We start from the raw sequence: 20316 nt of genomic DNA, 5'->3' as shown, positions 1-20316 counted from the left end.
TGCAAAATCTTTGCAGTATAAGGCTCTTACGGTATTCGTCCAACAAAGCTGTGTTGTATGGTAAGTAGATACTTAGTAGTGGAAAACTTTGATGTCGATCACCTAATTTTCTTCCTGACCAAAAATAGATTGTCTCTTTGTAGGGGATGAAAGTTTTTTCTTAAATACTCAAGAGAGTTTAAAAATACTTTGAAAAAAAGTTTTTCTTTGATAAATAAGAATTGTACCATTTCCTGCCAGACCTTAAAATTTAGAAGCTTTTTGTCCTGATACAGCATTAGAAACAATCCCAAGTTAAAAAACCCAAAAACAAAGGTATAACCAATAAGCATACCTAGCAGACGAATCAGATAACTATCTGTTACATTCTGAAGAACATCATAGGCAACTGTTTTATGCTCAATTTCTTCAGCAGCATGCCACTCAAAAAGTTCCTTTAACTTCGAATCTGCTTCTGCCAATAATTCCTCTTCTAAGACAAGCTCAGCTACAACATTTGTACAATTCTCAACTCCTGCAATCATAGCTAGCTTCAACTCGATACTCAACCAATTTTCACAAATATTCCAAAGAATAAACCGCAGAAAGCGAAGGTAAGTTTTTAATTCATAGCCTTGCTGTTGTAGATTTTTCCAGAACTTTTCATGCTGAATAGAATGTTGTGCTTCTTGACCTATAAATGCCGAGGCTTCTTGTTTGATCTGCAAGTTATTAATTTGCTTTAGTTGCCGTTTTATAGTGCGAAGCATGAATTGTTCACCATCGGGAAACAGAAGCGTTATGCTATTAAAAAAGTGTGTTCTAAAGTAACTGTTTCCACACCAATACCTCTCAATCTGTTCTGGAAAATCAAAATTCATTTCTCGTACAGTTATTTGAGACATAACTCTATGCTCCCTAAAATAACTCATCAATTATTTCATTGATTTAGAGACTCAGTATAGACAGCTTCAAAAATAATCTAATGAGTATGATGTTCCATGCGGTTGACTATAGCTCTAAACAACCTCTGAAATTAATGCTTTTTTTGTCCTCTGGGAGTAGGATAATATCTCCAATTTTGATCGAGCAGAAAAGATTTATTCAATACACTTCTTTGATAAGAGAAGTTTTCAAAGCCAGCCTTGCCATGATAACGACCCATTCCACTTTCACCAACTCCTCCAAAAGGTAAAGAGGGAATAGTTAAATGCATGACTGTATCATTAATACAAATTCCACCTGATGTAGTTGTCTGCAATACCTGAGCTTGATGTTGTTTATTCTTGGAAAAGAAGTAAAGAGCTAAAGGTTTTGGTCTTTCATTAATGATTGTGATCGCTTCATCTAAATCTGTGTACTCAACCACAGGAAGAATCGGGCCAAAAATTTCTTCCTGCATGATATTGTCTTCCCAAGAAACTTGCTCGATGACTGTGGGAGCTATATAGAGGTCTTTGAAATTAGTCTCTCCTCCCACTACAATTTTCCCACATTTTAGCAAATTAGCAAGACGTAAAAAATGTTTTTGGTTAATTATTCGGGAATAATTTGGACTTTTGGATGGTACATTCCCATAGAATTCTCTGATATATTTCTCAATTCGATTCAACAATTTTTCTTTGACATTTTTATGCACTAAAAGATAATCAGGAGCAGTGCAAGTTTGACCAGCATTGATAAATTTGCCCCAGACAATTCTTTTAGCAGTATATTCAAGGTGAGTATTTTCATCAACAATGCAAGGGCTTTTACCACCTAGCTCTAGGGTAACTGGAGTTAAATGCTTGGCAGCAGCTGACATGACAATTTTACCAACTTCAGTCCCTCCAGTAAAGAAGATATGATCAAATTTTTCTGACAATAATTCTTGACTAATTTCTACACCACCTTCAACAACATGAATAAAGGAAGCTTCAAATGTTTTACCAATAATTTCAGCCATGACAGCAGAGGATTGAGTAGATATTTCGGAAGGTTTTAAAACTGCACAATTACCAGCTGCGATCGCTCCAATTAAAGGAGTCATTACCAAATTAAAAGGATAATTCCAAGGGCCAATGATCAAAGTAACACCAAATGGTTCAGCATAAATGTGAGAAGAAGCAGGGAACTGATGATAAGGAGTTGCGACTTTTTGCGGTTTTACCCAATTTTTAATATGCTTCAGCGCGTAATCAATTTCCTTGAGAATCCCCACTGTTTCAAAGTAAGCATCAAAACCTGACTTATTTAAATCAGCCTTTAAAGCTTTAAAAATAGCAGGTTGATTTTCTATTAGTGCTTGCTTTAACTTTTGTAATTGTGCAATCCGAAAATCAATTTCTTTGGTTTTACCAGTCCGAAAGAACTGTTTTTGTTGTTCCAGGATGTTACTAATTCTAACTGGAGGTTGTGCAAGCATAAAGTTTCTCTCCCCAAAATAATTAGGGTTTACATCAAAGCTAGGTTAAGCGATTGGTCGATGATAAAAGCTAACCTCTTCCTGTCTCAAGCTAAAAGGCTTAGTTGAGTAAGGACTTGTGTATGATCAGGGCGGTAATTCAAAATTGTTAGTAAGACGTATGTGACGCGAGTCGAAAATGAAAATACAAGACTTAGGCATTATTGGGCTTGTCTTTATTGCAAAACTTTTTGCTATTTTAAAACCAAAGAAATGCTGAAGCACTCTGTTCGATTGTTACTACACTACCTCCAATATTGTTCTGTTCTTTTACCAGCATGAAATATACCTTCATTCAGCAACGGCCACTTTTGAATCGAAAGCTGGGCTTAGCTGCTAACTTTGGCTAGTTCTGAAATTATTAGCACTTGCTTATCTTTGTCATTTGCATCTACAGTTTCCAAATTCTGCCAAGGCTGGAGTTCAGTCCGGGGTTGATAAGTTTTGAACTCTTGTCTTTGCTTGGCAACTGTGCTGTTAGTGGGAATATTTCTGGTTTGGTAGTCAAAAATCAACTCATCTACATAAGATTGAGCAGATATTTTCAACAAAGTTAAAACTCGTTTGAAATTTTTCGGTGCTAGCAAACCTGGCAAACCAAATCCTTTCCACAGCAACTTCAGATACCATAAGGCAACGAAGAAATAAGTATTTCTCATCTCGGCATAGATGTTGCAGTGTTTAGGCTCGTATTTACTCAGACCTATGTACTTACTAACGTCTTTAGTGATTGAATACCCAAAAGGTAATTCATCCGTACGATGGGTGTACATAAATCCCAGATTCTGCTTCTTCTCCAACAGCTTATCAAAAAGCTTATATGCTTCTTCCAAGGTTTCAGCAACAACTGCACCACGTCCTTGTTTGCCAAACTTGTGGAGGAACGGCAAATCTAAATGCCATTTGCCGATATACATCGGGATCAGCACCCCGAACCACCACATATTTTCAAGGAAGATCCGCCAACTCATGATACTGGCGTTACCGAGTTGTTTTTCATGATGGCTAACAAGGTGATTATTGCGAGCAATCATGTTGACAGCAAAGTTGTTGTAAACAGCCCGCTTCTTCTCTACATCAGCCTCACCTGCAAATTTTGCCCGGATGATTTCCGTGACGTTCTCGATTTGAAAGGACATCATTGTCATTCCCATCGAGTAAAAGGGATCAAACATGGCTGCTGCATCACCAATGACATACCAGTTATCCCTGGAGTACATCTGCTTACTCTTATGCGCTAGCCTTGGTAGATAATGGAAATCTACTTCCTCCCCACTCTTGAGTAATTGGTAGACAACATTATGATTAGCCTCTAGAAAAGCAGAGAACTTTTCCTTAGTATTAACGCTTTGAGCAGGTATGACTTCATGATGGTGGACTAAGCCGATGGACAATTCCATACTATCGGTATCCGTTGGGATCATCCACACCCAATGTCCATGACCCATCCAGTGATTGGTTGCATAATAATGGCTGCATGTAGCATTTGCTGGATCATAACCATTATGGAAAATAGTGCGATCAACATTTCTGACTCGCATCCATGCTGAACCATTATTCACACCGTAAAGATTCTCTGGCCCAAAGACTAAATTATCTGTCTTACGACCGATAATAAATTTACGACCAGCAGCATCAATAACATGTTTGGTCTTTAGTTCCAGCTGCTGATCACCTACTTTAACTTTTACAGTATTCAACTCATCGCCAGAAGTGAAGTCAACATCAACAACTCGACCGTTGTAAAATTCAACACCCATCTCTTTATTCATTTTCAGGACATCGCGCTCAAATTTGGGGCGATTAATCAGAACAGAAGCCAGGGGAGGTTGACGAGTAGCCCAAAGATGAAAATAGTCATCTGTGTTTTCTGTTTTAGCAGGATCTTTAGGCCAATGAAAGTTTAAGCCAAACTTGGGTGGGTGATTTTCAATCATGTAATCATAAAGTCCCAACTCCTTACCAATCATCAGGGTGGAGATTTCAACAGTTGATTCACCCACTTTCATATCCTTATCCGCTCGTTCTTCTGGGCGGGGATCGACTAAGGCAATCTTGATGTTAGGAATATTGAGTAGCAGATGGCGAGCTTGGCAAACTCCTGCCATACCAGCACCCATAATCACAACATCGTAAACTTGAGATTGAGTATTGTTCATTAACATTGGCTTTTGTGTAGTTAAAATTTAGCGAAACTTTTACACCAAAACTCTGCGTTCCTCTGCGCCTAACTCCGCGCCCCTTTGCGTTTCACATCACAACTTCTTTACGCAAAGTTGTACCTAGACTTACGCTTTCAGAAAAGTGAATTCGTTACCTCGCTTCTCTGTATAAATTCCATTTGTTGATTGTGGTTTAGCATCCTGTACAATCAATGCAACCATCCTTTGTAAGCCTCGTGTCAACTGCACAGGGAAAGTGAGAACTTTGAGTTGACTACCAGCAGACATATCACGGAACAGGACGCTGTCTCCTTCAATATGGGCAATTCTTAAGCTGATGTCCTTGGCTCCAGTTGCTTTACGCAGGGCTTCTACAGCCGTCCAAATTCGCATTCCCGCCAAGTCCCCTGAGTCATCAGAGCGGAGCAACAGTTGTTGCATTAATGGTTGTCGTGCCTCACTGAGCAGTGCATTCCAATCCTGCTGGCTGCGATGGCTTACAGGTTCAATGTCGCAACCTTGAGGACCTTGTCCGGCGACACACAGACAGACACGCTGATCGTGGGAAAGAGAAACTTCTATTCCCTCTGTTCCAACTCCATTCACCATTGGTTTTCCAGATGCACTCCAGTTAATTTGTATTTGCGAGACATCGGAGTTTAGTAGTTTACCCAGAGCCTGATAGAATAAAGGCAACTCTTGGGCGTGACGTTCGTCTAGTGAAAGAGTACTGATTTCAGGCAGATAAGTTAGGGAAATCTCAGGGGCGCTAACTCCAAAAGAATGGGCGCGATCGCTAATTTTTTTGTGCAGTAGTACTTCATCTCTGCGTTGGGGAGCAGCCAATTCTTCCACCGTCGGATTATCCTGGCGATGTTCTAGTAACCGTGCTTCGTATCCACTCAGTTTTTCAAAAATACGCCCATCTTCAGTCATCACAAGTACACTATTACGGAATTGCTTACCTGACTGACCCTGGGGTACGGTGATACAGATACAGGAATTACTCAACTCACTGTCTGGCTGGTAAATTTCGATCCGTTCAATCAGTACAGGTAGGCAATTATCCTGTGGGATCAACAGTTGTCCAGCTTGGAGTAACGAGTCTCTGTAATAGGGATCTCCGAGTAAGAATGGCCCTTCTGACCTATCTGCATTGTCTGCTTGAGCAGAGGAGAAACTAAAGTTTCTCTGAGTGCGGAAGACACATTTTTCAGCATCTAATGTGTAAATTTCCTGCAAGCGTTGGAAACGTGGTCCCTGGAACAGCAACCAACTATAGAGATCCTCTTGGGGTTGAATATCTAAGGCTGTAGATGGAAGTTCAACCGACTCTATTGCAGGAGTTTTCTGCGTACCGAGAACAAAAGTAGCAGAAAAGTGGCTAATATTGAATCCTGTTTTTTCAGTCTTAATAGTTACACACACCTCCTGGGGAGCATTTTTAGATTCTCGCTCCAGTACCTCTGCATGAATTTCGATATCTAACCCTTTCTCTGGATCAACAACGATTGGGCGCTCTAGGCGGATATCGGCAATTTCTAGAGTTGGTAGAGTATTCTGACCCGTAACATAGGCAACTGCTTGAGCCATAGCCTCTAAGCCGAAAACCGTGGGAAACAGATATGAACCTTTATAGAGATGATCCAGAAGGTAAGAATCTCGCTCTAAGCTCAAGTGCGCTCGTGCAACCATTTCCACACCTGGTTCACACAGCAGCACCCGTTCTAAGAATTTTGACTCTCTGGGTGGTAAACATCTTTCTGGGAACCAAGTATCAAAACCACTGGTTTCAAAAGCAGAAAGAGCTTGCATCGGAGCAGCAATTACTACTCGCATATCAGCAGCTTCGTTCTCAATTAGATGCAAGAACCGAGCTACACCTGCATCTTTGGGGATCGCCTTAATTCCCATTTTATTGAGACTGCGAACACTACCCATCCGCGCCCCCATACCAACTTCTTCCCAAACACTAAACGCCATAGAAACAACCGCAGTTTCTGGGTGTTGAGCTTTAAAGCGGCGCAAAATCAAATCTAAAGCTTCATTAGAGAAACCGTACCAAGCATTACGTTGCATTCCGGTAATACCGATGACGGATGAAAAACCAGCAAAGAGCTTCAACGGTGTTTCGGCAAACTCCTGACATAAATTAAGTATGCCTTTAAGCTTGGGCTTGATTTCATCAAACGCAGCTTCTGTTGACACCTGCTCAATTAGTCTCGGCCAATTTAAAGCAGCTCCATGAATGACTCCAGTAATCTCGCCAAGATCCTGGCGAATATGTCGCAAGACAGCCCTCAAAGATTCGGGATCAGCAACATCACAACTGTAGCAAAGACACGTTAATCCTTCAGCACTAAAGCGTTCGAGGGTCCGCATTACCTCTGCATTGCCAGAACCAACAGTATGTTTGTCTGGGAGTGGCGAACGACCAACTAGAGCCATGCGTACCCCTGTTTTCTTCGCCAAAGCTAAGGCACATTCCGCAGTAATACCCTTAGCTCCACCAGTAACAAGAATCACATCTTTAGAAGACCAGGTAATTTTTCGTTCCTCATACTCGGCTGGTTCTTGCACTTGCGGACGCGGAACATAACGCTTCAGGGTTGCATCATAACCCGCAGCTAAGTAGAAATGAGAGGTAGCAAGCTCTTTTGTTACACATTTTGCGATCTTAGTAGGACTAAGCTTGGTAGAAAAATCAATGACTCGTACTTTGAGATCAGGGCGTTCTAAATGCAGACTGGATGCAAAACTGATCGCACAGCATTGCTCAATATCTGCAAGCGGTGGCTGTGTGCCGAAATGTCCACCACCAAATTGAATATACGCTACTGTTGTATGGGTGCGGGATGCTTGGGAAGCTGGCGGGGGAGTGGCTATGCTGCGTAACCGCTCAATCATGTTGAGTAAACGAGTATCTGATGACGACCCACTACTCGGTTTTTGCGGAAGTACAGCAATAAAGTGAGTAAACTCAGTGTTATCAATGACTGCTTCAGCCTGTGCTGTCGCAAAGGATAAGATTTGAGCTTGCGCGCCTTGGTTACGTAGTTTCTTACACAACGCTTCAGCTATAGAATTTTCAGTACTTTCACAGAGGATAACGGCGTTGGTAGTTTGCCAGTTTTCATCAGGATGCTTCCCAAAAGCAACTGGCGTAGATGCCTCTGCAATAGTACTCACTATGTAGTCACGTACTCGTGGTTTGCGATCGCGCTCTGGTGTTTGTGTTTGTTCAGTCTGTCTGCGAGCCTGTAGCTGAGAGCCATTTGTGGAACTTTTCACTCCATTGGTTCCATGATTGCTTTGTGGCATAACTAAGCGAATTGCCTCAGCAATCTCTTGAATTGTGGCATTAGCCATAGACGCAGGGTCAACCTTACCTGCAACACCAAATTGTTGGGTGGTAGCAGCAATTAATTCCCCTGCTTTAATAGAATCGAGATTGAGGTCATCAAGCAGTCTAATATTTGGCGTGACGCTTTGTGGTGGAAAACCTGTTTGTTTGACGATAAAGTCTACCAGAAAGCTTTCCACGCTACTAGTTTGATTGCCATTGATAGCAAGACTATGGGTTGGAACTATTTCAGCTATTTCTGGCTGAGAACTGCTTTCTGGAATCACTAGCCGAATCGCCTCAGCAATCTCTTGAATTGTGGCATTAGCCATAGATGCAGGATCAATCTTACCCGCAACACCAAATTGTAGGGTGGCAGCAGCAATTAGTTCCCCTGCTTTAATAGAATCAAGGTTGAGGTCATCGAGTAGTCTAATATTTGGCGTGACGCTTTGTGGTGGAAAACCTGTTTGTTTGACAATAAAGTCTACCAGAAAGCTTTCTACACTATTGGTTTGATTGCCATTGATATGTGGTTGAGGAGTTTGAGGGATTTCAACTTGCTTGTCTAAGGGGACTGTTGCCAAATTAGGAGTTCGTGAAGAACCATTATTTGGACTAGAGAAACCATTCTTCGAGGAGCCATTTTTGCTAGAACCATTGGTGGTCGCAAAACCATTGCCGTTGGTTTGGTTAGGAATATGCGACAGAGTTTGCAAGTCTGCTCGGATCACCTCTGTTAAAAACCTGCCTCGTTGGGAAATATAATTAGACAGGATTTCCCAAGGAACTTGGTTTTCTGGGCTAGGCAGTGTCTCCACAGAAGCAGGAGAGATTTTAGATATTTGCTCGGCAGATATGTGGAATGGTCGCTCTACGGGATTTTCAATGAATACTCGTGCTGATACTGGTACAAAGGGACGAACAAGACGATTTTCGTAGAGAACTTCCCATTTTATTTCATTGCCACGTACAAATATCGCAGCCAACATGACATGCAAATCTCGGTGTAGTCCAGGTTTAGATTCAACCGGGAAACAAGATACTTTCTTAGTATCGTTAATGTCGCTGACTAAACTGGAAAGGACTTTCCCTGGCCCTACCTCCACAAGTAAATTGCAGGTTTGATTCAGTGTTTTTACTAGTGAGACAAAATCTACCTGTGCCAGAATTTGATTAGCAAAGTGTTCACGTAATGATAGCCCTTGGTTTTGCTGCTGACCGTCGACACTGGAGAACAAAGATACGTTGATTTGTTTTAACTGCTGTGGAATTAATTCTTGTTTTCTGAGATGTTCGGCTGCGGTTGCAACTAATTGCGAATGGAAAGCGTTAGAAACTGGTAGCAGATGAGTGCGAATTCCTGCTGCTTGAGCTAGGGCGATCGCTTGTTCCACACTAGCCGATTCGCCAGAGATCACCATCTGTTTTGGACTATTGATGTTAGCCAGAACGACGTAACCACTGACTTGCTTGAGAATATTCTCTGCTGTTTCTTGAGAGCAAGCGAGACTTGCCATCGCACCTTGATTTTCGCCTTCCACAGTCGCAGACATAGCCTGTCCGCGAATTGCGGCTAGACGTAAAAGTGATTTCTCGTTAAAGGCTCCGGCGGCGTGAAAAGCAGTTAGTTCGCCAAGGCTATGACCACCTACAGCAACGGGCTTAATCCCAAGACGCTGAAGATAGTGCAACCAAAGCAATGAAGCCAAAGAGATTGCAGGTTGAGCAACTGCGGTTTGTGCTAGTGCTTTCGACCATCTTGCAACTTGCTCTTGGTTGACAGCACGGTCTAGAGGTAGATAGATGGACTCTCGCACACCACCAAAACCAGCCTCACGCAGCCAGATATCTGCTTGCTCTACCAGTTCTCTAGCCCAGGGATAACGCTCTACCAGCCAACGACTCATATTTAATTTCTGCGAACCCTGGCCAGGAAAGAGAAAACCGATTTTGTTTTGTTGGACACTATTGCCTACCCACACTTCTTTTTGTGGGCTAGTAACTAACTCTCCTTTGCTTGGGGGTGTTTCATGCAACAATTTTTCTAACAGAGTCAGATGGTTAACTAACTCTTCAGGCTTACCTGCGATCAAAGCAGCCCGAATCGGCAGTTGGGGCTGGAGATTGCGGCTCAGGTGTGCAGCTAGGTCAACTTGTTCTGCGAAACTCAAACCTTCTGCGGTATTGATTAAAGTCCGCGTTTGTTCGAGTAAAGCGGGAATTGATTCAGCACTCAAGACAAAAATTTCTGTATCCTGATTGGAAACTAGCAGAGATTGTTCTTCTATTGAAGTTTGCAGTTTCTCAGCCGGAGCATCGCCCGATTCCAGGGTGACATGGCAATTAATACCGCCAAATCCCATTGCAGAGACACCGGCACGCAGAATATCCCTTTGAGAACGAACTTCTCCTTGCAAAATCGGGTAAAGAGAACGGGCGGAAGTCTCAAATACTGCGTTGGGTTCTTGACAATCAGCTACCGGAGGGATGACTCGGCGGTTGACAGCCATGACTGATTTAATGAAGGCTCCAATACCTGCTGCGGCTTTCGTGTGACCAACTAGAGATTTAAAGGAGGTGATCCCACAAGAACGGGGATTGGGTTCGCCATCAGTACTCATGGCTAAGGCTATACCTTCTAGTTCTGTGCGATCGCCTACGACTGTTCCAGTTCCATGTCCTTCGACAAAATCCAGTGTATGGGGACTGTAACCAGCTCGATCATAGGCACGACGCAATGCCGCAGCTTGTCCTTCACGATTAGGAGCGGTAATTCCGCCTTTACCATCAGATGAAATTCCCCAGCCTTTTAAGACTGCATATATATAGTTACCATCAGCGCGAGCATCTTCTAAGCGCTTGAGAACTACAAAACCGCATCCTTCACCAGGGATGAAGCCACTAGCTCTGCGATCATAAACTTTCATGTCTGTACCAGTCAGAGCGCCTGTTTTGGCAAACCCAATCAATTCAAATGTGTCGAGACTGATATCTACGCCGCCTGCAAAAGCGAGGTCTAAGTCACGATTCATTAAAGCGGTAGCAGCGTTAGCTACAGCAATGAGGGAAGAAGAACAGGCTCCATCGACTGTGTAACCGCCACCGTGAAAGTTAAAAAAGTTGCAAACTCTGCCTGCAATTGTGTTGGAGAGATTACCTGCGAGTGTGTCTTCGGTAATTGGTGAGAAAACAGATTTGTAGTAAGCCTCCATAGTCTCCACTAGGGAGTCGATCGCTGATGGTGGAAGTTCCTGTGCTTGGGCTGTAGCAACCAAGGCACGCCGGACATAGGGCCAACGCATTCTCATGCTGGTGGAGCGTGAAAATTCTCCTGTTAAGGTGTTACCAAGCAATACGCCTGTGCGTTCAGTGGGAATGTTTGTACGGTTATAACCAGCATCTTCCGCAGCTTGAATGGCAACTTCCAAGGCTAGCCATTGAGCAATGTCCGCAGAATCTACTACACTTTTAGGAATGCGCCACTTTACCCAGTCAAACTCAAAACCATCAATCACAGCCATACGGCTGCCATATGTCTTGTCTGGCGCATCGGGATCTGGATCGTAATAGTCAGAAATAGGTAATCTTTGATTTGGCGATCGCCGAAATTGTTGTCGCCTCGCCACTATGTTTTCCCACAGTTGTTGCAAATTATTGGCACCAGGATACCAACAACCCATGCCAACAACTGCAATTTCATTAGGGTGAGATGCTGTGCTGTGCATATCGGTAATTATTTTAACTTTGGTTAGAAAAATGGTTGTGTCGCAAAAATAGGTAGATGGTAAGGTAAGAAAGCCTAAAACTCGACTCCCGCTTTCCAATGTCCACATTATCTCTATTCAAATGGCGACACTTTTGGCCGGAGATCATCTTGCTCAAACGATTCGTGGTGTGTCGATGAAACCTACATCAAAGTCAAAGGGCAGTGGAAGTATTTGTATAGAGCGGTCGATTCACAAAGCAATTCCCTAGACTTTATGCTCAGTGCCAAGCGCGATGCCAAAACAGCTAAAAGGTTCGTACGTAAAATGCTGGATGTTGTTCATACTCAAACTTCAACAGCGATCAACGTAAACTAAGAATGCAGCATATCTGAAAAAGGTGATGTACGATCACACCCTTGCCTCTTCTTGATAGAAGAGATATTCAACCTCCTTAGGGATAGGCTCAGTTAGCAAAGGAATCGAAGCATGACCTTGGATAACTTTTTGGAGCAAAATTTGGTCGTCTAATCCGCCTAATTCATTAGTATGAACTGATACAGCAAAAAAACCTTGAAAACTCTTATTCTTTGGACAAAACTGATGATAAACTTCCCCGTGAAACCGAAGAACAAATATTGCGTCTTTAGGAAGCTCAACAATAGTCATTTTCTCGATGAATATTTGAGGATCTTGCTTAATCTCATCAAGAGTTGCACTACTAAACTTAAGCACAGCACCAAATTCACCAGTAACAGCAGTGATTACCCGATGTCCTGCATGTCGATGAAAAACTAAATCTTTCTTATCAACCCCAAAAGTGTATATGGTCGTCAAATCACCTTTTTCCCAGTCTGTATTTGCAATTTTTGCGCTTGGTTCGTTATATTCTTCAATAAAATTCTTGTGCTTTCTTTGCCGTTCTAAACCATCATGAACAATTTCTTTTCCTACTCCAGATGGAAGCTTTGCTACTACAAAAATTTCTACTGGTAAACGGTTGTCTCCACAATCAATCACCAAATTTTTGTCTGACAAAATGACACGTCTGTTAATTTCTAACATGTTAGGATACATCCTTCACTAAGATTTGAACGAATTTTTCTCATTCTCAACTTTAGTCAACGATATCGCGGGAGTCTCAACCGTCAACGGAGCGTAGGAGGAAGATTTTTCTGTCTGCAATTGTTAAATCTTTAAGCACGATGAGCGCGAAGATGATAAGGTAGTTTGCGATTAATTCTTTGTCTGGCACGTCTAAGTATTCTTCTTAGCATCATTTTGCAGACAGATATCTGTTGTTAGTAATCCATTTGCTATCTCATTTTATGAAGGCGTCGACCGATTCTATTGCAAGGACCAAAGTTATCGGTGTCAGCACCTTGTTGAGTACTACCAACTTGGTTGTAAGGAAATTGTCCACCAGTGTTATTGATGTTAAAGTTTGCTTGTTTAGGGTAAAGTTGACCAGCTTGATTACCCAGGAAGCCAGAGAAAAGGTAACCATAGCATACTTTTCGAGCAGCAATTACCTTTTTCCTATCGGAAGGACTCCCAGGACCAGCAGTGAGGTAGTCCTCTCTAAAGATTACATAGTTCGGACCCGCAGAAATGACAGTACCGGTCTGAGCAGCAGTTGGACTATCTGCTGGAATCACCAATATAGCTTTCGAAATTTGCTGTGGTAGTGGAAATGAGTTGTTGTCTGTTATTGCTCTTTCAAGCAAGGTACGTTCCACGGGGCCGATAGTTCCATTGTGAGACCGTATGGCTTTGATGACAGCAAAATTATAAGAATTGGAGTTGTTGTCATCGCCAGTTTCAATAGCTGCATTGAAAGGATCTGTTTTAGTTGGGTCGCTCGTCGTAGCAGCAGCATTAATGGCGATATCAGTTATTCTTGGGTTAGGGATTATTGCTCCGTTATTAAATGCTGTTTGTGTAGAGTCAACGGCGCTGAGATCAGGAAGAGGGTTGCTGAGGAAAGTGTCAAGAGGAGGTCGTTTAGGACCACCTGGATAGAGTTCAACGCCGTTATTACATCCTTGAGCCATTCCGTATCTTCCACGCACACTAGTTGTACTATCTGTAAATACAGTAGCGGGGACGTTATTTTGTGAGGGATCGTTACCGTTAGAGAGGGTAGCAACCTCTCCGCTAACATCACCTGAAATAACGCGTATGATAGGCACATCTGGACCGAACTCACCCTTGGCATTTTTCACTTGTTTCCAGTTGACTGGATCGCCTAGAGCTGGGTTTCCTCTTAACATACGGCAAGCTACTTCTGGACTCATACTAGGCTCGTAATAACGACCATCAGGAAACTGAATATTGGTAGCTAACTCAATGTTAATGTTGACTCCGTTGACAACAACGTAATGTAGACCAGTGATGGGGTCAATAACTGGCTGGTTGGTAACTGTGTCGATAATGGTGTTGTTGCGGACAGTTGTGTTAGCACCAAAGGTTGTGCCTATACCGTCGGTCACTGCAAAGTCAACACGTTGGCCTAAAGCGATATCTCCATTGCGAAACGCTCCACGACCATAACCACTACCGGTGATTATATATCTGTAAGGGCTGCCTGAACGGTTTGTGAAGTTCCATAGTTCACTGTCATAACCAACATCTGGATCGCTCAGGGGATTGTTATCATCAAAAATGGTGATAACGGAGCCTCCACCAGCACCAACAATAGCAGGATTATCTTGAGCGAAATCTTTTCGAGGAGGTGGTGCAGTAAATGCCGCACCAACGGTCAATGTCATACCAGTGGTCAACGCCGCAATAGACGCTGCTTTGCTCAGACGATTAAAATTAGCTAACATAATTTGTGTTTAAGGATGTTTAATCAGCTTTTGCAAGGATGTTTAATCAGCTTTTGCAGAGAATTATTATTCAGATAGTGTTGCAAAAGATTCGAGAACTACTACTTATAGAGTGAATCATGTGTGTTACGACTATTTATGTAGTACTAGAGAGAATTTTTACAACACTACCTCCTTATACTGTTTGACGAACATTGAAAGGTATGGAGGCAATGAATATGATTTGCAAAGGACAAGTTTAAGCTGTTGAAAAAGGTTATATACGATTTCAGACAGAATTCGTATCTTAAAACTTGAAATTACTTGCTTAAATAAGCCTAAACCAAGTCAATCATTGTGTTATTTAATTTTTATTCAATAATTTTTGCTACATGACCATAGTGATGATGTCAATCTCAATCTTCTTAGTATTTAGTTAAGGAGCTTGCCTAATCTTGCTGATACTTAAGCTTAATGGTCATGTTTGATTTTAGAACTGGACTTTGGATGTCCATTTGTTCATAACTACTACAATAGTATAACATTCCTAATGAGTCAATATAGCAAAACATAAGTTCACTCTTTCTTGTTAGTTTGTTGTACATTGGAATTCCCCCAATTGAACGAACTTAGGAAGCTTGAAAAAACTATTGGAACGTGAAATAAAAGTATTTTAGATGAGATAGAGACAACTTTAAACTTTGCTCAAATATGACATGAAAAGGTTAACATCTGGTTGTGAAGTTAGTAACTTAAGCTTATGAAAATGAAATTAAGCTGAATAAAAAGCTACGTTAGTAAGATAAAAAATCAAATATCATCGATTCTACAAATGAAATTCTCTTGAATTTAGATAAGTGGTTTATTAATATTTATTGTGGAACAATGTAATCTTTAAGTTTTTAAATATTTAGTTTTTAAATAGATTTATAAAGCTCTAAAACATTAAAAAAACTCATAACTACCCCAAAGATAAATGAAAGGCAAGGAGTATAAATTCTTCACACATATTTGAGGGGGAGAAAGCGCTTGCTGTCGCTTTCTCCCCCCACAGAATGATTATTATTTAAGAACTGTCTTTTGAGCTTTTTGGATTAATTTATTTTTTTCCAGTTATCTTCTTGGCAGAGCGATCGCTTACCATACTCTTATACATCTTACTTATGTCGTGATTAATGTCACTAAAGTTAATTTGTTGAGAATAAAATTGAGTGTAGCCCCTGCTATTTCGATGTTTTACAACTTAATGGCAAAAGTCAAATTACCGTGATGCTCCATAATCTCATGATGGAATAATTGATCCTTGTATAAAGTCAAGCGACAAGAGAAACAGATAGTCCAACGAGAATGCCGAAGTTTACTCCCTCGAATATCAGCATTCGTGGAACAAGTAGGTTTTGGTAGAGTTCGTGTAAGGCGATCTCAACAAACACTCTGAAACCTTATAAGCTAATAAGCAACCCTGCTGAAATTTTAGACTCAACTTCTCCCGTGCAAATGTGCTAAACAGCCCTCAAGTCTTTATGCCTTTGCACTCAAGAGTTCCAGCGTAAAGAAGCCACGCTACAAAGATTGCGATCAACGTTATTCGAGTACAACCTTCAAATAACGGGAAAACACTCCAATAGCGACGATTACCATTAATCTGGAAAGGAGCAAGAAAAGATTAGAGAGCATTTCTATGCTCATACGCGTGTTCCGTCGATACCATTTATGACTTGAAAGCTAAGCCTATCCGCTCCATTGTTTACACCATGCTCATTAATCCAAACCTCGGAGTCGGCGGCAAGTATTGGATGAGCGAGCAATGGATGCCGTTGTTGCCGCTCGTAGCCATCTAGATCGTAAGCAGGTGTGAAACCGATGCGAATGAAATCCACCAAAGCGCGAAGCTTGTTTTCCAAACTGATACGGGCCTTTGGCAAAGCGGCGTAACGGCGGGCGATGGTTTCAAAATCCTCCGGCTGTCGACCTGTGACGTCATAAACGTCAGTGGTTGGAGCGCCCATTTCAAAAGCCCCACGCTTGTGATCTTCAACGTAATAACGGAAACCACTCAGTTCGAAAGCGCTCACGCCCTCAGCTCGCGCAGCCTTTAAAAACATCGGCATCGGCATGTTCATAGGGAGAACCTTCCGCTTTAGCACCCGGCTCAAGATTTTGGTCATATCGCTTACCGAAAGGAGTACAGGTCCAGTTGGACGATAAGTTTTACCGTTATGCTTTGCGGGATCAATCAACGCAGCAACAGCGACGCGTGCTATATCCTCATTTGAAGGCGGCGCATTGCGGCTGTTACCAGTCAGGTTAGGAAACATACCAAAATGAGCAGCAAAATTGATCAGGCGCAAATAGTTATCAGCAAAGAATCCTGGGTTGACGATGGTGTGGGCGACACCTGGGATCATAGAGAACAAGTGGTCGACGAGCCAGTGTTGCCGTGTTAACAATGAAGGATGCGAGGGACTTGCAAGCCATTGGCTAAGGCCAACGATGGCTTCGAGTCTTGCCTTTTGAGCGGAAACTACAAAGGCGGCTGCGCTTTGGATCATATACGAGTTAAAAGGCGGACAGTAATAAGCACGAGAGGTTCCCTGCATGGCTCTAAAGAGCTGTTCCGGATCGAATAAATCTGCGGCAACCACCTCCACCCCAAGTTTTCTCAATCTTTCACTGCGCGCATCAAGCGTGCGGACAACGGCGCGTACTGGCCAGCCGAGATTAACAAGCTCCAAAACGACAGCGCTTCCTATTTTGCCAGTAGCGCCAGTTACAAGAATGATCGGTTTATTCATTAAGTTAGTTTTAGATATTGTATGATGGTAATCATATTATAAAGACAATAACTATACAATACAGTCTGTTTCAATATTTTTTTAGAATTGTTGGCAATTACATATCCTAAAGATATACATGTCCTTCAATTAGATAATGGACTCCAGAAGATGCCCACCTTCTAATGCAGGTGCGAACGCAATGTTTAAATCAACAGTAGAGCAGATAGACTTTAATGCTGGAACGATTTACGTGAAGCGGGTAAAAAAGGGGATACATAGTGTCCAACCACTTTATGGTGAGGAGATGCGCTCACTCCGTAAGCTTCAAAGAGATTATCCTCTTAGTCTCTATGTATTCCTGTCTTAGTGTGAACCATTAGCACGAGATACAATTGGTGGAATTGTTGAGCGGGCTGGCAAGTTAGCAAGTCTGTCCTGTGTTCACGCAAATATGCTACGACATGGAACCTGTTATCCCAAGGCCAATCGAGGTACTGATACCCGGACAATTCAGAGTTACTTGGGGTATAACAACATCCATGTATCCCTAAAAGAGTCGCACCCAAATATATTGTTTTACCTGTTGTCATCCAAATATTCCTTCTGATAATATGGCAATGGATTAAAAGACCAATTGGTCTTTAAATAGAGATGCTAAATGTCCAAAGCAAAAATTACCAGAGAAAAAATTCTGACAAAGGCAGCAGAACTGTTTAACCTGAAGGGTTATAGTGGTGTTTCGATGTCGGATATTATGCAGGCTACAGGATTGCAAAAAGGAGGAATATATAACCATTTTCAAAGTAAAGAAGAGTTAGCACTACATGCTTTAGATCTTGCCTTTAATCTTGTTAATCAACGTTTTGTTGATGCTGTCAAAGGAAAAACTCATGCCATTGAACGCCTGCAAGCCATCACTTCTGTCTACCTAAGTTTTGTGCTTGGAGAACCACTTATTCCCGGTGGGTGTCCAATTTTAAACACAGCGATTGAAAGCGACGATACAAATTCAGTTTTACGGGCAAAGACACAGGAAGCTATGAACAGGTGGCGACAACTTATTTGCCAAATTATCGAAAAGGGAATTGCTGAAGGTGAAATTTCTCAGGCAGTCGAGCCAGATGTGGTTGCAACCATTGTTATTGCTAACCTTGAAGGAGCGTTGATGATGAGCCAACTCTACAGAAAACATATTCACATGAAAAGAGTGATTGAGCATTTAAATCAGTACTTGACAAGCCTCGTTTCTCTAAAAGACGAACATGAGTACAGATAAAGATAAATTTTTTTTGCTCTTTTAAAGAGCAACTGGCTTAGCCTTTTTGAAATTTAGGGAATTTTAAGCGAGGTCAAAAACATTAATAGGTGCGAGTTTTCAGCAACATAATCAACATAATTATTTGTAAATTAGGTTTACGTATGCCCCATTCCAAATGCAAGCAAGCAAATGTTGCGATCGCTTTTGAAGGATAAAAGCCATGAAAACAAAGTCATCTGATGAGCTTGCGTTTAAACAGGTAATACCTCACTTCAAGTCAACAACCAGAAGACTAACCCTAATAGGCAGTATCCTCTTGCTATCTGGCCTGACTATTGGCATCACACGCTTGTTGATGGACAAGCGAAATGTAGAAAGCAGTGCAGATGTAAATCTGCTCACTGTCAAAACAACCAATGTCAAGCCAGTAAAGTCTTATCAAATCTCACGAACCTACACAGGAGAATTCCAGGCAGTTCGAGCCAGTGAACTAGGCTTTGAGCGAGGTGGAAAACTAGTTTGGTTTGGTGTTGATCGGGGAAATCGGGTCGCTACTGGAACTGCTTTAGCCAAGCTGGATACGACTAACTTAGAAGCTAAACGTCAAGAGTTGATTGCTCAAAAAGACCGAGCTGTGGCTGTATTGGAAGAATTACAAACCGGGCCTCGCAACGAAGATATAGCAACTGCTCGCGCTCAAGTCAAAGAAATAGAAGAACAATTAAAACTGGAACATCTAAAACGTACTCGACGCAAGTATCTCTACGAAACAGGAGCAATTTCCAAAGAGCAATATGACGAAGTAGCCTTTAACTCTAATGCCTTGTTTGAGCGTCTATCGGCAGCAAAAAGTAATCTCAATGAGTTATTGGCAGGAACACGTAAAGAACAGATAGCAGCGCAAAAGGCAGCAGTCAAACAATTAGAAGCCAGTATAGCTGACATCGAAATCACTATAGCAAAAAGTACTATTAAAGCTCCTTTTGCTGGGATTATTGCGGCTCGGCGGCTGGATGAAGGAACTGTTGTGAATGCAGGTCAAGCAGTGCTGCGCCTCATGGAAGATGTAAGACCAGAATTAGAAATCGGTATTCCTGTATCATTGCTTTCCCAACTCCAAGTAGGTACTAACCAAAGTGTTCAAATTGGGGAAACAACATACACAGCGAAAGTATCATCTATTCTGCCAGAAATTGATCTAGCTACCCGTACTCGTACTGTCGTCCTCACATTAGAACAGGCGGCAAAGCAATCAGTAGCACCTGGACAAATCGGGCGATTAAAAATTGCTCAAACCGTCTCAACAAATGGATACTGGTTGCCAATCTCAGCACTTGTACAAGGAAAACGTGGCTTGTGGTCTTGTTATGCCTTAACTGAGACGGAAAATTCCCAAAAGAATTTATCCTTAGCGAATGCAACAAAACCCTATCGCGTCGAACGTCGGGACGTGGAAGTTGTGCATACCGAAGGCGATCGCGTTCTAGTTCGAGGAGCAATTGAGTCTGGTGACAATGTGATTATTGACGGAATACAACGAATTGTACCTGGTCAGCTAGTACAGATTGCAGGCTCTTAGGACAAGGAGGGACAAGCAATTTTAGATTTTGCGAAGGTTTGCTCACTTCATTGATTGGTTGGAATATCAAAACTCGGTCAAATTGAAAATTTATTTCAGACAAAGCGATCGCTCTTCTGGTGCGCCAAACAATCCAACCCGACTCAGGTATTGTACACATATTGAATTGAGCAAACAGTAATAGCCGCAGTTATCAGGTATATGACGCGAGATTTAAACCCGCTAACAATGCGAACTGTTATCCAAGTGATGAAATTG

At 42.0% G+C, this 20316-nt stretch carries 9 protein-coding genes and 3 pseudogenes; 5 read left to right on the top strand and 7 right to left on the bottom strand.

From position 1 onward, the window contains the following. Window positions 1–98: 98 nt before the first annotated feature. Together RS893_RS22180 and RS893_RS22175 are read right to left on the bottom strand one after the other, a co-directional pair. The gene (locus RS893_RS22180; protein ID WP_315787863.1) at window positions 99–884 is read right to left on the bottom strand and encodes a metal-dependent hydrolase; all 786 of its coding nucleotides are present in this window, start codon (window positions 882–884) and stop codon (window positions 99–101) included. A gap of 131 nt (window positions 885–1015) precedes the next feature. Next, entirely contained in the window at window positions 1016–2383 is a 1368-nt protein-coding gene (locus tag RS893_RS22175) for an aldehyde dehydrogenase (RefSeq protein ID WP_315787862.1), read from the bottom strand. 141 nt (window positions 2384–2524) lie between these two features. Here RS893_RS22175 and RS893_RS22170 point away from each other — a divergent pair. Then, window positions 2525–2704: pseudogene (locus RS893_RS22170) on the top strand (IS1 family transposase); the annotation flags it as partial. 47 nt (window positions 2705–2751) lie between these two features. Here the strand turns inward: RS893_RS22170 and RS893_RS22165 are convergent. Next, a complete protein-coding gene (locus RS893_RS22165) occupies window positions 2752–4581 on the bottom strand; it encodes an NAD(P)/FAD-dependent oxidoreductase (protein WP_315787861.1) in 1830 nt (609 codons plus the stop codon). A 129-nt stretch (window positions 4582–4710) separates the two neighbouring features. Beyond that, window positions 4711–11763, bottom strand: coding sequence for an SDR family NAD(P)-dependent oxidoreductase (locus RS893_RS22160; RefSeq protein ID WP_315787860.1), 7053 nt, complete (start codon window positions 11761–11763; stop codon window positions 4711–4713). A gap of 30 nt (window positions 11764–11793) precedes the next feature. On the opposite strand from RS893_RS22160, the pseudogene RS893_RS22155 reads away from it, so the two are divergent. Beyond that, window positions 11794–12009: pseudogene (locus tag RS893_RS22155) on the top strand (DDE-type integrase/transposase/recombinase); the annotation flags it as partial. A 36-nt stretch (window positions 12010–12045) separates the two neighbouring features. Here RS893_RS22155 and RS893_RS22150 read toward each other — a convergent pair. From RS893_RS22150 to RS893_RS22140, 3 genes are all read right to left on the bottom strand, one after another. After that, window positions 12046–12699 carry a hypothetical protein gene (locus tag RS893_RS22150; protein ID WP_315787859.1) on the bottom strand — a complete coding sequence of 218 codons (654 nt, stop codon included), beginning with the start codon at window positions 12697–12699 and terminating at the stop codon, window positions 12046–12048. Between the two features lie 251 nt (window positions 12700–12950). Further along, on the bottom strand, window positions 12951–14465 hold the full coding sequence (locus tag RS893_RS22145; RefSeq protein ID WP_315787858.1) for a hypothetical protein: 1515 nt from the start codon (window positions 14463–14465) through the stop codon (window positions 12951–12953). A 1664-nt stretch (window positions 14466–16129) separates the two neighbouring features. Then, window positions 16130–17239 (bottom strand): NmrA family NAD(P)-binding protein, encoded by a 1110-nt coding sequence (locus tag RS893_RS22140; RefSeq protein WP_315787857.1) that lies wholly within the window; start codon window positions 17237–17239, stop codon window positions 16130–16132. A 364-nt stretch (window positions 17240–17603) separates the two neighbouring features. On the opposite strand from RS893_RS22140, the pseudogene RS893_RS30370 reads away from it, so the two are divergent. From RS893_RS30370 to RS893_RS22130, 3 genes and pseudogenes are all read left to right on the top strand, one after another. Further along, window positions 17604–17828 (top strand): annotated as a pseudogene (locus RS893_RS30370) (tyrosine-type recombinase/integrase); the annotation flags it as partial. A 51-nt stretch (window positions 17829–17879) separates the two neighbouring features. Further along, window positions 17880–18497, top strand: a complete 618-nt coding sequence (locus RS893_RS22135) for a TetR/AcrR family transcriptional regulator (protein ID WP_315787856.1) — start codon at window positions 17880–17882, stop codon at window positions 18495–18497. Window positions 18498–18699: 202 nt separating this feature from the next. Next, a complete protein-coding gene (locus RS893_RS22130) occupies window positions 18700–20058 on the top strand; it encodes an efflux RND transporter periplasmic adaptor subunit (RefSeq protein WP_315787855.1) in 1359 nt (452 codons plus the stop codon). Window positions 20059–20316 lie beyond the last annotated feature (258 nt).

The sequence above is a fragment of the Fischerella sp. JS2 genome (genome assembly GCF_032393985.1).
In the GTDB taxonomy this organism is placed as follows: Bacteria; Cyanobacteriota; Cyanobacteriia; order Cyanobacteriales; family Nostocaceae; genus Fischerella.
This window is presented reverse-complemented; position numbering and strand designations above follow the sequence as displayed.

Bases quoted from the DNA above. Each gene is read 5' to 3' on its own strand.
- RS893_RS22180 (WP_315787863.1), bottom strand. From the start codon at position 884: ATGTCTCAAATAACTGTACGAGAAATGAATTTTGATTTTCCAGAACAG.
- RS893_RS22175 (WP_315787862.1), bottom strand. From the start codon at position 2,383: ATGCTTGCACAACCTCCAGTTAGAATTAGTAACATCCTGGAACAACAA.
- RS893_RS22165 (WP_315787861.1), bottom strand. From the start codon at position 4,581: ATGAACAATACTCAATCTCAAGTTTACGATGTTGTGATTATGGGTGCT.
- RS893_RS22160 (WP_315787860.1), bottom strand. From the start codon at position 11,763: ATGTGGACATTGGAAAGCGGGAGTCGAGTTTTAGGCTTTCTTACCTTA.
- RS893_RS22150 (WP_315787859.1), bottom strand. From the start codon at position 12,699: ATGTTAGAAATTAACAGACGTGTCATTTTGTCAGACAAAAATTTGGTG.
- RS893_RS22145 (WP_315787858.1), bottom strand. From the start codon at position 14,465: ATGTTAGCTAATTTTAATCGTCTGAGCAAAGCAGCGTCTATTGCGGCG.
- RS893_RS22140 (WP_315787857.1), bottom strand. From the start codon at position 17,239: ATGAATAAACCGATCATTCTTGTAACTGGCGCTACTGGCAAAATAGGA.
- RS893_RS22135 (WP_315787856.1), top strand. From the start codon at position 17,880: ATGTCCAAAGCAAAAATTACCAGAGAAAAAATTCTGACAAAGGCAGCA.
- RS893_RS22130 (WP_315787855.1), top strand. From the start codon at position 18,700: ATGAAAACAAAGTCATCTGATGAGCTTGCGTTTAAACAGGTAATACCT.